Annotated in this window: 12 protein-coding genes and 1 pseudogene; 4 read left to right on the forward strand and 9 right to left on the reverse strand. The window is 52.6% G+C overall.

Annotated features, from left to right (window positions below; translation table 11 throughout):
• The first annotated feature begins 3 nt into the window (after window positions 1-3).
• Complete coding sequence (locus tag OGX96_RS00370; RefSeq protein ID WP_003826636.1) at window positions 4-894, forward strand: LysR family transcriptional regulator; 891 nt, start codon at window positions 4-6, stop codon at window positions 892-894.
• Window positions 895-969: 75 nt separating this feature from the next.
• On the opposite strand, the gene OGX96_RS00375 is transcribed toward OGX96_RS00370, so the two are convergent.
• The 4 genes from OGX96_RS00375 to soxR form a co-directional block, all read right to left on the reverse strand.
• Window positions 970-1,461: an REP-associated tyrosine transposase gene (locus OGX96_RS00375; protein ID WP_234691936.1), complete on the reverse strand. Its 492-nt coding sequence runs from the start codon at window positions 1,459-1,461 to the stop codon at window positions 970-972.
• A gap of 222 nt (window positions 1,462-1,683) precedes the next feature.
• Window positions 1,684-3,330 (reverse strand): Na+/H+ antiporter, encoded by a 1,647-nt coding sequence (locus tag OGX96_RS00380; RefSeq protein ID WP_003826634.1) that lies wholly within the window; start codon window positions 3,328-3,330, stop codon window positions 1,684-1,686.
• 157 nt (window positions 3,331-3,487) lie between these two features.
• On the reverse strand, window positions 3,488-4,837 hold the full coding sequence (ghxP, locus tag OGX96_RS00385) for a guanine/hypoxanthine transporter GhxP (protein WP_003826632.1): 1,350 nt from the start codon (window positions 4,835-4,837) through the stop codon (window positions 3,488-3,490).
• A 608-nt stretch (window positions 4,838-5,445) separates the two neighbouring features.
• Window positions 5,446-5,904, reverse strand: a complete 459-nt coding sequence (gene soxR / locus OGX96_RS00390; RefSeq protein WP_003826630.1) for a redox-sensitive transcriptional activator SoxR — start codon at window positions 5,902-5,904, stop codon at window positions 5,446-5,448.
• A gap of 86 nt (window positions 5,905-5,990) precedes the next feature.
• Here soxR and soxS point away from each other — a divergent pair, with 86 nt between their 5' ends.
• Window positions 5,991-6,314, forward strand: a complete 324-nt coding sequence (gene soxS, locus OGX96_RS00395) for a superoxide response transcriptional regulator SoxS (RefSeq protein ID WP_003031731.1) — start codon at window positions 5,991-5,993, stop codon at window positions 6,312-6,314.
• A 2-nt stretch (window positions 6,315-6,316) separates the two neighbouring features.
• Here the strand turns inward: soxS and pdeC are convergent, their stop codons facing one another.
• A complete protein-coding gene (gene pdeC / locus OGX96_RS00400) occupies window positions 6,317-7,903 on the reverse strand; it encodes a cyclic di-3',5'-guanosine monophosphate phosphodiesterase PdeC (RefSeq protein WP_252431278.1) in 1,587 nt (528 codons plus the stop codon).
• Between the two features lie 552 nt (window positions 7,904-8,455).
• On the opposite strand from pdeC, the gene OGX96_RS00405 reads away from it, so the two are divergent.
• Window positions 8,456-8,737 carry a YjcB family protein gene (locus OGX96_RS00405; RefSeq protein ID WP_003826625.1) on the forward strand — a complete coding sequence of 94 codons (282 nt, stop codon included), beginning with the start codon at window positions 8,456-8,458 and terminating at the stop codon, window positions 8,735-8,737.
• A gap of 66 nt (window positions 8,738-8,803) precedes the next feature.
• Here the strand turns inward: OGX96_RS00405 and ssb1 are convergent, their stop codons facing one another.
• Window positions 8,804-9,328 (reverse strand): single-stranded DNA-binding protein SSB1, encoded by a 525-nt coding sequence (gene ssb1 / locus OGX96_RS00410; protein WP_003826621.1) that lies wholly within the window; start codon window positions 9,326-9,328, stop codon window positions 8,804-8,806.
• 251 nt (window positions 9,329-9,579) lie between these two features.
• Between ssb1 and uvrA the strand changes: the two genes are divergently transcribed.
• On the forward strand, window positions 9,580-12,402 hold the full coding sequence (gene uvrA / locus OGX96_RS00415) for an excinuclease ABC subunit UvrA (RefSeq protein WP_003826619.1): 2,823 nt from the start codon (window positions 9,580-9,582) through the stop codon (window positions 12,400-12,402).
• Between the two features lie 339 nt (window positions 12,403-12,741).
• Here the strand turns inward: uvrA and OGX96_RS00420 are convergent.
• The 3 genes and pseudogenes from OGX96_RS00420 to tyrB form a co-directional block, all read right to left on the reverse strand.
• Window positions 12,742-12,948, reverse strand: a pseudogene (locus tag OGX96_RS00420) (MmcQ/YjbR family DNA-binding protein); the annotation flags it as partial.
• 127 nt (window positions 12,949-13,075) lie between these two features.
• The gene (aphA, locus tag OGX96_RS00425) at window positions 13,076-13,789 is read right to left on the reverse strand and encodes an acid phosphatase AphA (protein WP_003826615.1); all 714 of its coding nucleotides are present in this window, start codon (window positions 13,787-13,789) and stop codon (window positions 13,076-13,078) included.
• Between the two features lie 184 nt (window positions 13,790-13,973).
• Window positions 13,974-15,167: an aromatic amino acid transaminase gene (gene tyrB, locus OGX96_RS00430; protein ID WP_048227486.1), complete on the reverse strand. Its 1,194-nt coding sequence runs from the start codon at window positions 15,165-15,167 to the stop codon at window positions 13,974-13,976.
• Window positions 15,168-15,216: the final 49 nt, after the last annotated feature.

Genomic DNA, 15,216 nt, shown 5'->3' on the forward strand with positions numbered 1-15,216 from the left:
ATCATGGATATCAGAACGCTGCGATATTTTGTTGAGGTGGTTCGTCAGCAGAGCTTTACCCGCGCAGCGGAGAAGCTTTTTGTCACCCAGCCCACCATCAGCAAGATGTTGAAGAACCTTGAAGACGAGCTTAACTGCACGCTGTTAATCCGCGACGGTCGGCGACTGCTGTTAACCGATACCGGGCAGGTCGTTTTCGAACGCGGCCTGGCGATCCTTGCCGAGTTTCGCCAGCTTGAAGCGGAACTCAGTGACATAAATCACCTCAACAAGGGCGTGCTGCGCCTCGGTATCCCGCCCATGGTGGGGATGTTGATGGCCGGGCCGATCGGCCTGTTTCGCCAGCGCTATCCCGGCGTTGAGCTGAAGGTCTCTGAATTTGGCGGCTTAACCGTTCAGCAGGCGGTAATGAACGGTGACCTGGATGTCGCGATGACCGCGCTGCCGGTTGAAGAAGAGAGCGGTCTGGCAACCTTACCGCTTTTTAGCCATCCACTCTGCGTGTTGGTTCCTCGCTCCGGCCAGTGGACAACGTGCGAATCCATTCCCCCCGAGGCGCTGGCGGAACATCCGCTGCTTATCTACAACGAAGATTTCGCGTTGAGCCGCCAATTGCTTGAGCTGTTTAGCCAACACAACGTCAAACCCCGCATCGCGGTGCGCAGCGGGCAGTGGGATTTTCTGGCGGCAATGGTACAAGCCGGAGTCGGGATTGCCATTTTACCGGAGCCGATTTGCCAGCGGCTGGATAAGCAAACGTTGCGCTGGATCCCTCTGGAGAGTGACTTACGCTGGCAGTTGGGCATGATTTGGCGCGAAGGCGTGTATCTGTCGCACAGCGCTCAGGCGTGGCTCAAATGCTGTGAAGGGTTTTGGCTACCGCAAGCGTCGTAAAATGCCGGATGCGGCTAACGCCTTATCCGGCCTACATCGGTATGCCGGTGTTGTAGGCCTGATAAGCATAGCGCATCAGGCACGTTCACCCGCATTAAAATCCATGATTTCACCTGCCCAATCTTGCGGGTACAAACCGTGCCTCACATCACGATGAAATGTTGAAAAAGGCCAGTCCTGTACCTGTTTTACCCAGCCGTGCTTCACAGGGTTAATGTAAATATAATCAACATGCTGGCGATAATCATGTTCATCACGGATGGTGTGCTCCCAAAAGCGAGATTGCCAGATATGTCGGGAAGACAATGAGTGGGTGAAATGCTTCTTAATTTCCCGCCAGCGAGAGGAATAATCCGCATCATTGCCAGGTAACGTCCATATACAATGCATATGCTCGGGTAAAACGCCCCACGCATTGATGCGAAAAGGCCTAACCTTTTTGACCGCAGCGATTGCACACCGAAGCGCGTGAATGTTGTCTGTCAGAAGATGGCTTCGACGGTCCTGCAGATTTACCGTAAAAAACCAGGTTCCCCCATTGATGTAATTTCGTCGATAGTTGGACATGTTTCCCCCTTTCCTCAACCGTATGGAGAAAAGAGGGAATCGACAAGAGGGATGGATTCGTTCAGGAAAGCCGCTCGCAAATTACACGATGAATAATTTCTTGCAGCCAGTTGCGCGGCATTTGGCACACCCTTCGCCGGATGCGGCTAGCGCCTTATCTGGCCTACATCGCTGTTGCCGGTCTTGTAGGCCTGATAAGCGTAGCGCATCAGGCGCTATCGTTTACTGATTCTCAATCAACAGCGCTTCCAGCAAATCCAGGTCGTGCAGTAGTTTTTGCAGCGTTTCATTGCTGATTTCACGCGTGGCGCGCAGGTGATAAAGCTCTGCGCGTTCTGAACGCAGCGCTGCCAGGCGGAAACGTCGCTCGAGGTTTTCTTCCTGCATCGAGCTTTCCACATCGTTGCGCCCGTCGGCGCGTCGGCGCAGGTTACCAATCACGCGTGAACTCACCTCGGTGAGCAACTGGTTATCGATGTTCTCTTCGGTGTCCGCGGCCAGTCGCTCCTCCATTTTCTGGATCGCGACAATCGCCACTTCTGCCGTGGCGGCGCGGGCAATACGTTCCTCTTTCTGCTGCTGCGAGTGGTCTGCCACTTCCAGATGTTGTAGCAGAATCGGCAGCATCACCACGCCAACAAACAGCGAGAACAGGATCACGCCTGCGGCAAGGAAGATCAGCTCATATCGCGCCGGGAAGCCGCTACCGTCCGGTAACAACAGTGGAATGGAGAGCACACCGGCGAGGGTAATGGCCCCGCGTACACCGGCAAAAGAGGCGATCATGATTTCACGCGTCGTCCAGGATCCAAACTCCATCGGTTTTTTCTTCAGGAAGCGCAGACTGAACTTTTTCATGGTCCACAGCCAGCCAAAACGCACCAGCATTAGCGCCACGTAAATCAGCACGACATCGGTAAACAGCATCCAGATTTCAACATTCGGATCGGCCTCGGCCGCCGCCAAAGAAGACTCCAGAATTCCCGGTAACTGTAGCCCTAACAGCAAGAAGACCATGCCGTTAAACACAAACTCCAGCATCGCCCAGGTACTGTTAGCACGTAAACGCATCGCCAGCGGCGCGCGGCGCATCACCCCGGAACGGGTGATCGTCATCCCGGCAGCGACCGCTGCGAGGATACCGGAAACGCCGATATGTTCCGCAATCAGGTAAGACGCAAACGGCAGCAGGAACAGCAGGACGATTTGCGTTGCCGGCTCGTCACCGCCCCAGCGGCTGAGGAAGCGCAGGGAGCGGCCGTACAGCCAACTGACGACAAAACCAGCCAGGATGCCGCCAATCGCCACTTTGAAGAACTCAAGCGTTGCGCCACCAACGGTGAATACCATTGTGCCCATCGCCACGGCGACGGCAAACTTCAGAGAGACCAGACCGGAGGCGTCGTTCATCAACGCTTCGCCCTGCAGGATACCCATGATTTTCTTCGGTATACGTCCCTCTCCCACAATGCCGGAAAGTGCGACGGCATCGGTTGGCGATAGCACAGCAGCCAGCGCAAAGGCTGGGATGAGAGGGATCCCCGGCACCAGCCAGTAAATCATAAATCCAATGCCGACCACCGTGACCAGCACCAGCGCCAGTGCCAGGCCGAAAATCTCTCGCCCGTGCTCGAGAAACTCACGCGTTGGCGTCTTCCAGCCATCGGCAAAGAGCAGCGGTGGGATGAACAGAACCAGGAACAGCTCAGGATCGAATTCCACATGCAAACCAAACGTCGGCCACGCCAGCAAGGCGCCGATGGCGATCTGCATAAGGGGTAAAGGAAGTTGGAAGGGCAATACGCGAGTAAATACCCCCGACAGCGAGACCACAAGGGTCATGATGAGTATGGTGAAAAAGATTTCCATGCGTTCCCTGTTTGCGATGTTTCTTATGATTGCTAATGAGAGGCGTCGTGCCTCAATTCTATCTAATTGAGAGTAACGCAAAAGACAACGAGTGTGTTCTGAAAATGAAAACGGGCGGCCAAAGCCACCCGTTTTTAGGATTGTCAGGAAATCAGAATCAGATAGCCCAACCGCCGGCGTAGAAGGCCACCAGCGCGATGGCGATCACCACGGTGCCGATGTTCAGTTTGCGCCATTCACCAGAAACGATGCGGCCAATTACCAGGGTAGCAAAGCCAATCATGATGCCGGTAACGATGTTACAGGTCAGCACGATAAATACGGCCGTAACCAGTCCTGCCATTGCGTCGACAAAGTCAGCGAAATCGATTTTCGCAACATTGCTCAGCATCAACAGACCCACATACATCAGCGCAGGTGCCGTTGCGTACACAGGTACAAGATAAGAGAGCGGAGAGAGGAACAGAATCAGCAGGAACAACACGCCAACGGTGATCGCTGTCAGGCCAGTTTTACCGCCTGCCGCCGTACCCGCTGCGGATTCAATGTAAACCGCCGCCGGAGCTGCACCCACCAGACCAGAGAACACACTGCTCAGGGAGTCAGTGGTCAGCGCCTTGCCACCGTCGATAATCTGTCCGTCTTTATCCAGCAGATTCGCCTGTCCGGCTACCGCGCGGATGGTTCCGGTTGCATCGAAGACAGCGGTCATGACCAGCGCCAGCACGCTCGGCAGGACAATCGGGTTCAGTGCCCCCATGATATCCAGGCTGCCGATCAGCGAGTTGCCGTTTTCATCACTCAGAGACGGCATGGCAAAAATGCCGGAGAAATGCACTGCCGGGTCGAAAATCAGACCAACCACTGAAATACCGATAATGGTCAGCAGAATGCCACCCGGTACTTTCAGTTTTTCGAGGCCAATAATCACCGCCAGACCAATTAACGACATAATGACCGGGAAGGTATCGAAGTCACCCAGCGCAACCGGCAGGCCGTCCAGCGGGTTCTTAATTACCAGACCGACACCGTTTGCCGCAATCAGCAGCAGGAACAGGCCGATACCAATCCCCGTACCATGCGCAACGCCCTGCGGCAGATTGCGCAGGATCCAGCTACGGATACCGGTCGCGGAAATGATGGTAAACAGGACACCCATCAGGAACACCGCACCCAGCGCAACGGGCACGCTAATATGTTGGCCCAGCACCAGGCTGAATGCGGTAAATGCGGTCAGAGAAATGGCGCAACCAATTGCCAGCGGCAGGTTTGCCCACAGGCCCATCACAATAGAACCGACGCCCGCGACCAGACAGGTCGCCACAAATACAGCAGCAGGTGGGAACCCGGCTTTACCCAGCATCCCCGGAACCACGATAACGGAGTAGACCATGGCCAGGAAGGTCGTTAATCCGGCAACGACTTCCTGACGAACGGTACTGCCGCGGAGCGAAATTTTAAACCAGGCGTCGAGTGAACCGCCGGTACGCGCTGAAGGCGTAGACATAGAAAACATCCCCTGAGAGTTTATTTTTTCGTCATTATGCGTGCTGGACAATCCACTGCCTGCTAAACGTTTTCTCCATGTGCCAGGTTTGCGTCAATAGGGGTGTCGCAAAAAAGCAAACGTTTAGCTCCGCGCATAAAAAACGGGTGGTAAAAAAAAGCAAACGATTATCTAGCGATCATACGCTGGTTTTCAACTGAACTTTGCCGCTTTTTACTCATTTCTTCTTATAACGCGCAAGAAATAACCAGTCGATGCGCAAACGTTATCGTCAATGCGCAATTTGGCAACAAATTTCGCGGAGTTATTACATCATCGGCGTGTTTATTTCGCGCAACTCGCGCAAGAAAACAGGTGAAGATGCGTAAAATTTTTTGGCTAAAAAATCACCATTTCACTGGCAAATGGAGGGAGGTGGCTTACACTTACATTATCAACACAGGCCGGAACCTCCCCTAATGTGCTCGACTGAGGGGTGTTGATGTCGGGGGAAACCCTCCCGTGAACCAGCGGGATAGAGTGAAAGACAAAGACCGGAACCAAACTAAAGCGCCCTCTGTGGCGCTTTAGTTTTATATCCTTCATACCCGTCACATATTTTAAACCAATTAATCATCTTCCAGCAGGCGCGCTCCGGTCCCCTGCTCGCCAAGCTGATCGCCAGGGTTACGCAACGGGCAATCGCTACGTGACAAGCATCCGCAACCAATACACCCATCCAGCTCATCGCGTAGCGCCACCAAAGTATGGATGCGTCGGTCCAGTTCTTCACGCCATTGCGAAGAGAGCTGCTTCCACTCTTTGGCACTAAGCGAATGCCCCTCAGGTAATACACCTAACGCGTCACCGATCGTGGCCAGCGGGATCCCGATGCGTTGAGCAATCTTGATTATCGCGACGTAACGCAACACATCACGTTTGTATCGCCGCTGATTGCCGCTGTTGCGCATGCTACTGATTAACCCTTTGCTTTCATAGAAATGCAGGGTCGATACCGCCACGCCGCTACGTTTGGCGACTTCACCTGGTGTGAGCAGCGCTTTTATCCGGGGTAATTTCTTTTCCATAAATCGCTTTACCTCAAGTTAACTTGAGGAATTATACTCGCCCACAGACAAAACGACGAATCGAATACTGAGAAAGAGGCAGCCCTATGTCCCATCAGCAGATTATTCAGACCCTTATTGAATGGATTGATGAACATATCGATCAACCGCTGAACATTGAGGCGGTGGCGAAAAAATCAGGTTACTCGAAGTGGTATTTACAAAGAATGTTCCGCACGGTGACGCGCCAGACCTTGGGTGACTACATCCGCCAGCGTCGACTTTTGCTGGCCGCCGTTGAACTACGGACAACTGAGCGACCTATTTTTGATATCGCGATGGATCTTGGTTATGTGTCGCAACAAACCTTCTCGCGTGTGTTTCGCCGCGAATTTGATCGTACTCCCAGCGACTACCGCCATCGTCTGTAAGATTATTGCCCGCTCTGCGTCAGTATGGCGGGCGACCGTTGTATCCAGTGCATGAACTCCTGCGGCGGCAGCGCCTTCGCAAAATACCAGCCCTGACAATACTGTACGCCGCGTTCAAGCAGCCATTCGATTTGCTCCTTCGTTTCCACCCCTTCCGCAATCGTCTTCAGGTGTAAGCTTTGTGCCATCTCAATAATATGTTCGGCAATCAAGTGACTGGTGCTGTTAGTGGACAACGTGCTAATAAACGATTTGTCGATCTTCAGGATATCGACATTCAGCGCTGACAAATTATGCAGATTGGAATATCCCGTGCCAAAATCATCAAATGCCACTTCATAACCCGCTTTGCGGAACGCTTGGATTACGGGGGTCATTTTATGTACATCTATGAACCCACGCTCGGTCACTTCGACTTTAATTTGCTGGGCCGCCACGGAGTACTCACGATTTTTGTCGTTAATCAGAGCAATCAATCGGGATGAATGAAAGTCAGAAGCGGAAAGGTTAATCGAGATAGAAAGCTGAGGATGCGCCGAAAGAAAATACCCCAAATCGTTGAACACCTCTTCAACGACATAATCCGTGATCCGCTCAATCATTCCCTCTTTTTCAGCCAGTGGAATAAACTCCGTCGGGCTCATCACCTCACCTTTACAGCCCGGCCAGCGCAGCAGAGCTTCAGCACCAACACATTGCCCATTCTTAATATCAATGATCGGCTGGTAATGCAGGCAAAGCTGACGTTTTTTGATCGCGCGTTTTAATAAGCGCCGGGGAGATAAGTATTCCTGGCGCGTGCGCCACCACATTAGCAGTATCAGGATGCTGCAGATAATCCCGAAGGGAATGGTTAATGCCGCCTCGTGATAGAAAATCTGACTTACGCGGTTGTCTGAGGTCGACACAATAATCGCAATTGGACGTTTTTCTGAATGCACGATGGTGTAGAAGCGATCGTCTTGTTGAAAGGTCGAGGCTTCACCGCGTATGAGCGGCGCGAATTGCGCAATATTTGCCGCTTCGCTGGCAGAGAAAAACGTATCTGTTACTGTGTCATACACGCCCCAGGAGAGATCCGGATCATCTGACATGACTTCGCTGTAGGACAATGGATTGATGACTGCGACGTAGTTCCCGCGTTGCATGTACGTCATTCTGTAGCCAGCGAAAAAAGGGGTATCGCGGTAGTAATAGATGGCGATATCCGGCGTACGTTTATAGTCAGGTGTCGGCATAATATAAGTAACAGGCGGCGCCATAGACGTAGAGCACAAAAAATGATCGCCCTGCGCATAAATTAGCTCACTGATATATAAACGACCGCGAATAATATTTAGCATACTTTTCTGATGTGCCGGGGTACACATCTTACCCTGATACAACTGGGCCATATCACGCGCCAAATCAGCTTGTAGGATCACCAATTCTGTTTTATTTAACACCAGTTGAGCAAAAGAGCGGAGTTGGCTATGGGTTTCGGTCATCGCCCGGATGTGCGCAAACCATATCGCCAGCACCACGGGGAACAATACCACCATGAATGTTCCCAGGAACTTCAGCATCTTGCGTCGCACACTGTGATTCATGTCAGCCCTATTTCCCTGTTTCGTATATGCCAGAACCCATCAAGGCAGGATGCTATAAACACCGACTGATTAAGTTGCATGAATCTATCAGTATTAGCAACAGACTTCTCTATGTAAAAGTCTGATAATAGTTGATGATGATATTATTTTTCCGTAAGGCAAACTTAAAGTTATGCTTATTTCATAACGTTATTATCCCCACGGAGTAATTTTTTATGAGCATTATCCTGGCTGCATTTAAGAAATTCATTAATTTTTTTTAACGTTTAATTTAGGATAAATATAACAAGTAGACTAAATACATGTTTAAAACATGGTTATTTATTATCAACTCTTCATTAAACAAAACCACACACTTGGAGTGGTTATAAGCCTACAAAAATAACGGCCAATACTGGTGAACAAACGACCAGATGTGATATAGTTCACAAAAATCATGTAACAGAAACAATGTTTCATTCATGTTATTGCCCGTCGATAGCCAGAGTATCACACCCTCGGTGAACACCCCCGCGCTGTCCTGGGCATCCAGACTTTCTGAGGACGTTTTTCATGGCGACAATAACAACTGGCGTGGTTCTTCTGCGGTGGCAACTACTCAGCGCGGTGCTGATGTTTTTAGCCAGTACGCTCAATATCCGTTTTCGTAAATCAGATTATATTGGCCTGGCCGTCATTAGCAGCGGTTTAGGGCTGGTTTTTGCCTGCTGGTTTGCGACTGGATTGCTCGGCATAACCCTGGTGGATATGTCCGCTATCTGGAAGAACATTGAAACCGTAATGGTTGACGTGATGAGCCACACACCGCCAGATTGGCCGATGGTGTTGAACTGATAACAAAATTGCATATGGCTACCCCAGTCTTGAGGTAGCCATTATTTTCAGCGTAACGCAGTGGGATTAGAACGGAATATCGTCGTCGAAATCCATCGGCGGCTCGTTAGACGGCGCTGCCGGCGCTGACTGTTGCGGGCGAGACTGTGCGCCGCCGCTGAACTGGTTGCCACCCTGCGGCTGCTGAGGTTGACCCCAACCGCCCTGCTGCTGACCGCCACCTGCCGGAGCACCACCACCCTGACGACCACCCAGCATTTGCATGGTGCCGCCAACGTTAACCACAACTTCTGTGGTGTACTTTTCTACACCGGACTGATCGGTCCATTTGCGGGTACGCAGCTGACCTTCGATATAGACCTGAGAACCTTTACGCAGATATTCGCTGGCCACTTCCGCCAGTTTGCCAAACAGCACAACACGGTGCCATTCAGTCTGCTCTTTCATTTCACCGGTCGCTTTATCACGCCAGGATTCGGAAGTAGCCAGCGTAATGTTGGCAACTGCGCCACCATTCGGCATATAGCGTACTTCCGGGTCCTGGCCCAGATTACCGACGAGAATCACCTTGTTTACGCCTCTGCTGGCCATGATCGTGTCTCCTGAAAAACGTTACTGAATAAGTGTAAGCGCGGGATTGTAGCATTTCCAATAGCGCTTTTACTACGTTGCGAAGTTGATTCCAGTAAACAACCCCAGCCAGACATTGTTGCACAGACGTCTGCGTTTTGCATTCCAATACTGTATATCCATTCAGGTCAGGTTGTGTCATAATTAACCGTTTGTGATCGCCGGTAGCACCATGCAGCCAGGCAAAAAAGCGTTTAATCCGGGAAAGATGAATGGATAAGATCGAAGTTCGGGGCGCCCGCACCCATAATCTCAAAAACATCAACCTCGTCATCCCGCGCGACAAGCTGATTGTCGTCACCGGGCTTTCGGGCTCAGGCAAATCTTCGCTCGCTTTCGACACCTTATATGCCGAAGGGCAGCGTCGTTACGTTGAATCCCTTTCCGCGTACGCGCGTCAATTTCTGTCGCTGATGGAAAAACCGGACGTCGACCACATTGAGGGGCTCTCTCCTGCCATCTCAATTGAACAAAAATCGACGTCCCATAACCCGCGATCCACGGTAGGTACAATTACCGAAATTCACGACTATCTGCGTCTGCTGTTTGCCCGCGTTGGCGAGCCGCGCTGTCCGGATCACGACGTCCCCCTGGCAGCGCAGACCGTAAGCCAGATGGTGGATAACGTCCTGTCGCAGCCGGAAGGTAAGCGTCTGATGCTGCTGGCGCCGGTGATCAAAGAGCGTAAAGGCGAGCACACCAAAACGCTGGAAAACCTGGCAGGCCAGGGCTATATCCGCGCCCGTATCGACGGTGAAGTCTGTGACCTTTCCGATCCGCCCAAGCTTGAGCTGCAAAAGAAACACACCATTGAAGTGGTGATTGACCGCTTTAAAGTCCGTGACGATCTCACCCAACGACTGGCGGAATCCTTTGAAACCGCGCTGGAACTGTCCGGCGGTACGGCGGTCGTTGCCGATATGGACGACCCGAAAGCGGAGGAGCTGCTGTTCTCCGCCAACTTCGCCTGCCCTATCTGCGGCTATAGCATGCGCGAACTGGAACCGCGGCTGTTCTCGTTTAACAACCCGGCGGGCGCGTGTCCAACCTGTGACGGTCTCGGCGTGCAGCAATATTTCGATCCTGATCGGGTGATCCAAAACCCGGAACTGTCGCTGGCCGGTGGTGCTATCCGCGGTTGGGATCGCCGTAACTTCTATTACTTCCAGATGCTTAAGTCTCTGGCGGAACACTATAAATTCGACGTTGAAGCCCCGTGGGCCAGCCTGAACCCTGCTGTGCATAAAGTGGTACTGTACGGTTCCGGTAAAGAGAATATCGAATTTAAATACATGAACGATCGCGGTGATACGTCCGTACGTCGCCATCCGTTCGAAGGCGTATTGCACAATATGGAGCGCCGCTATAAAGAGACGGAATCCAGCGCTGTACGTGAAGAATTAGCCAAGTTCATCAGTAACCGTCCTTGCGCCAGCTGTGAAGGGACGCGTTTACGCCGGGAAGCCCGTCACGTATTTGTTGAAAATACGCCGCTGCCTGCGATTTCTGACATGAGCATCGGTCATGCAATGGATTTCTTCAACAATCTGAAGCTTGCGGGTCAGCGGGCGAAGATTGCCGAGAAAATTCTTAAAGAGATTGGCGATCGTCTGAAGTTCCTGGTCAACGTCGGCCTCAACTACCTGACGCTATCGCGTTCAGCAGAAACACTCTCCGGTGGTGAGGCCCAGCGTATTCGCCTGGCAAGCCAGATCGGCGCGGGTCTGGTCGGTGTAATGTACGTACTGGATGAACCGTCTATCGGTTTGCATCAACGCGATAACGAGCGTCTGCTGGGTACGCTTATCCACCTGCGTAATCTGGGAAATACCGTCATTGTGGTCGAGCACGATGAAGATGCGATTCGCGCCGCTGACCACGTTATCGATATCGGCCCGGGCGCGGGTGTTCACGGCGGTCAGGTCGTCGCCGAAGGGACGCTCGACGACATCATGGCAGTGCCTGAGTCGCTGACCGGCCAGTACATGAGCGGTAAACGCAAGATTGAAGTGCCTAAACAGCGCGTTGCGGCTGACCCAGAGAAAGTACTGAAGCTCACCGGCGCACGCGGTAACAACCTGAAAGATGTCACCCTGACGCTGCCGGTAGGTTTATTTACCTGCATTACCGGTGTTTCCGGTTCGGGTAAATCGACGCTGATTAACGACACACTGTTCCCGATTGCACAGACGGCGCTAAACGGTGCGACGCTGGCTGAACCTGCGCCGTATCGCGACGTTCAAGGCCTGGAGCATTTCGACAAAGTGATCGACATTGACCAAAGCCCGATTGGCCGTACGCCGCGCTCTAACCCGGCAACCTACACCGGGGTGTTTACGCCAGTGCGCGAACTGTTTGCCGGTGTACCGGAGTCACGAGCACGCGGTTACACGCCGGGGCGTTTCAGCTTTAACGTCCGTGGCGGACGCTGTGAAGCCTGTCAGGGCGACGGCGTGATCAAAGTCGAAATGCACTTCCTGCCGGATATCTACGTGCCGTGCGATCAGTGCAAAGGCAAGCGCTATAACCGCGAAACGTTAGAAATTAAGTACAAAGGCAAGACTATCCACGAAGTGCTGGATATGACGATTGAAGAAGCACGTGAGTTCTTCGATGCCGTTCCGGCGCTGGCACGTAAGCTGCAAACGCTGATGGACGTTGGCCTGACGTACATTCGGCTGGGTCAGTCCGCTACCACGCTCTCAGGCGGTGAAGCACAGCGCGTGAAGCTGGCGCGCGAGCTGTCCAAACGCGGTACCGGGCAAACGCTGTATATTCTCGATGAGCCGACCACCGGTCTGCATTTTGCGGATATTCAGCAACTGTTGGACGTGCTGCATCAACTCCGGGATCAGGGCAACACCATCGTGGTGATTGAGCACAATCTGGACGTGATTAAGACCGCAGACTGGATTGTCGATCTCGGTCCGGAAGGCGGTAGCGGCGGCGGCGAAATCCTTGTCTCCGGCACACCAGAAACTGTCGCTGAGTGTGAAGCCTCACACACGGCCCGCTTCCTCAAACCGCTGTTGTAATTACGCAACACTTGTCTGGCCTACAGAATATGCATAAAGCTTGTAGGCCGGATAAGGTGCTTGCGCCGCATCCGGCAACAGTTGTGCCTGATGGCGCTACGCTTATCAGGCCTACGAAACTACAGAATATGCATAAAGCCTGTAGGCCGGATAAGGCGCTTGCGCCGCATCCGGCAACCGTTGTGCCTGATGGCACTGCACTTATCAGCAACTACGAAACTACAGAATACGCATAAAGCCTGTAGGCCGGATAAGGCGCTTGCGCCGCATCCGGCAACCGTTGTGCCTGATGGCGCTACGCTTATCAGGCCTACGAAACTACAGACTAGGTATAAAGCTTGTAGGCCGGATAAGGCGCTTGCGCCGCATCCGGCGAAACGGATCAGGGCTGGTTTTCAGAGACACCGCCGGGCGTTCTTCCACCTCTTTTACCATGGCAAAAAGCACATCTTCGACTTTGATTTGCGTGGCCTTCCAGTCACTGTGAACGCTCTGCTCCGCGCCCGTTTTTGCCATGCAGTATTGCAGCAACTCCGAATTCGTCATCTTTATTCCCCTTACCAGCATATTGCCTCATGAGAACATCTTTTATTCAGTGTGCAGCAAGTCCGCAAAAGGTAAAAGCCAGCAATGTAAATTTGTTTAAAAAAACAGCAATCCGCAGCCAGCGTCCTCAATATTCCGAGTTGACGATCACCTCTTCACCAAACGCACCGGCCTGTGGCAGCGGCTTATAAGTGGAGTTAGAGGCGCGCAAAATGCGAATACCGCGAATACCCACGTCGCGAGCGGCAGTGATGTCATTATCGGAGTCACCGTAGAACATGCGGATATTTTTATCCTGCAGCCACTGCGTTTTGGTGTTCTGACCCGGCTTGTCGCCGGCAAAAATGACCGGATTCATATTTCCAGCTGGGATGTGAAAGTTATCAGACAACGTTTTCGACACCGTTTCAGTCTTCGTCTGGCTACGCCCGGTCACGAAAAAGATGCTGTCACCGCGACGCACGTGCATATCAATCAGTTGGCGCGCGACTTCTTTTGGAATACTGAACTCGTCCCAGCCATTGTTCATTTTTTCCCAGAAGGCCGGATTCTTCAGGTAATCCTCACTGTCCGGAGAATACGTTTTTTTACCGCGCCAGAAGCCTGGGCTGGAAAAGAGGACAGTGTCATCGATATCAAACCCGACGGCCATCGGCGGACGTCCGGTCAGGCTGTTTTCAATTTGTGCCACGGAGACCCAGTGAATGGGAGCCTGCTCAGCGAGCTTTGCAACGTTAGTGCCTGGATTGAGCTGAGAGGGAGAAGAAACGAGTGCCTGGGCTGGCTGATTTAGCGTGAATAATAAACAAACGGCACTCAGTGCCAACGTAAACTTGCGCATATTTTTCCCTAAGTAGTCAGTTAGTTATCATTTTTTTATTAACAACTGGTCAAAAAACTATCTGACCTTACCCCTTAGGGGGAGGGAAAGGAAGGATTTTCTCTGGTTTTGTCCTGGAAAAGGAGCACGATCACATTGGAAAACAGGCCTGATGGCGCGACGCTTATCAGGCCTGCAAAGTCGGTTACATGACGGCGGCAAATGCCTTCGCCACGCGCTGCACGTTACCGTGATTCAACCCGGCCACGCACATGCGACCGCTGGCGATCAGGTATACACCGAACTCATCGCGCAGACGATCAACCTGGGCTGCGCTAAGCCCGGTATAGCTGAACATCCCGCGCTGTTGCAGCAGGTAGTCAAAGTTACGGCCTGGGATCTCCGTATTCAATACGTTAACCAACTCCTGGCGCATCGCCAGAATGCGGGTACGCATCTCTTCAACTTCCGCCAGCCAATTGGCTTTCAGCGCGTCATCACCCAGTACCGCGGCAACTACCTGCGCACCAAAGTTTGGCGGGCTGGAGTAGTTTCGACGCACCGTCGCTTTTAGCTGCCCCAGCACGCGGCTGGCGGTATCAGCGTCTTCACATACCACTGACAGTCCGCCGACACGCTCGCCGTACAAGGAGAAAATCTTCGAGAATGAGTTGCTGACAAGAGCGGGCAATCCGGCGCTGGCAATGGCGCGAATCGCATAGGCGTCGTCTTCCATTCCACCACCAAAGCCCTGGTAAGCAATATCCAGGAACGGGATCAGATCGCGTGCTTTCAGGATCTCAATAACGCTATCCCACTGCGTAGGCCTTAAATCCGCCCCTGTCGGGTTATGGCAGCACGGATGTAGCAGCACGATGCTGCGCGCCGGTAGGGTATTCAGCGTTGCCAGCAGGTCGTTAAAACGCACGCCGTTGGTCGTGTCGTCATACCATGGGTAAGTGCTTACTTCAAATCCGGCACCTTCAAAAATCGCTATATGGTTTTCCCAGGTCGGATCGCTGACCCACACGCCAGAATCAGGGAAATAACGTTTCAGGAAGTCTGCGCCAACCTTTAACGCACCGGAGCCGCCCAGCGTCTGAATGGTTGCGACGCGCTGCTGCTGGAGAACCGGATGTTCTGCGCCAAACAGCAGCGGCGCAATAGTATGGCGATACGTGTTCAGACCTTCCATCGGCAGATACAGCGAAGCGCCATGCGGTTTGGCATTGAGGCGGGCTTCCGCTTCCGCCACAGCTTTAAGCTGAGGAATAATGCCGTCTTCGTTGTAATACAGGCCGATGCTGAGATTCACCTTGTCGCTACGTGAATCTTCTTTGAAGCGCTCCATGAGCGATAAAATCGGGTCGCCGGCGTAGGCGTCAACTTTTTGAAACACGTGTGGTTCTCCGGGTTTACAGGCAGGGGTTAAGAACACAATAAACCGG

Source organism: Citrobacter sp. Cpo100 (genome assembly GCF_030332595.1).
Lineage (GTDB): Bacteria > Pseudomonadota > Gammaproteobacteria > Enterobacterales > Enterobacteriaceae > Citrobacter > Citrobacter portucalensis.

Bases quoted from the DNA above. Each gene is read 5' to 3' on its own strand.
- OGX96_RS00370 (WP_003826636.1), top strand. From the start codon at position 4: ATGGATATCAGAACGCTGCGATATTTTGTTGAGGTGGTTCGTCAGCAG.
- OGX96_RS00375 (WP_234691936.1), bottom strand. From the start codon at position 1,461: ATGTCCAACTATCGACGAAATTACATCAATGGGGGAACCTGGTTTTTT.
- OGX96_RS00380 (WP_003826634.1), bottom strand. From the start codon at position 3,330: ATGGAAATCTTTTTCACCATACTCATCATGACCCTTGTGGTCTCGCTG.
- ghxP (WP_003826632.1), bottom strand. From the start codon at position 4,837: ATGTCTACGCCTTCAGCGCGTACCGGCGGTTCACTCGACGCCTGGTTT.
- soxR (WP_003826630.1), bottom strand. From the start codon at position 5,904: ATGGAAAAGAAATTACCCCGGATAAAAGCGCTGCTCACACCAGGTGAA.
- soxS (WP_003031731.1), top strand. From the start codon at position 5,991: ATGTCCCATCAGCAGATTATTCAGACCCTTATTGAATGGATTGATGAA.
- pdeC (WP_252431278.1), bottom strand. From the start codon at position 7,903: ATGAATCACAGTGTGCGACGCAAGATGCTGAAGTTCCTGGGAACATTC.
- OGX96_RS00405 (WP_003826625.1), top strand. From the start codon at position 8,456: ATGGCGACAATAACAACTGGCGTGGTTCTTCTGCGGTGGCAACTACTC.
- ssb1 (WP_003826621.1), bottom strand. From the start codon at position 9,328: ATGGCCAGCAGAGGCGTAAACAAGGTGATTCTCGTCGGTAATCTGGGC.
- uvrA (WP_003826619.1), top strand. From the start codon at position 9,580: ATGGATAAGATCGAAGTTCGGGGCGCCCGCACCCATAATCTCAAAAAC.
- aphA (WP_003826615.1), bottom strand. From the start codon at position 13,789: ATGCGCAAGTTTACGTTGGCACTGAGTGCCGTTTGTTTATTATTCACG.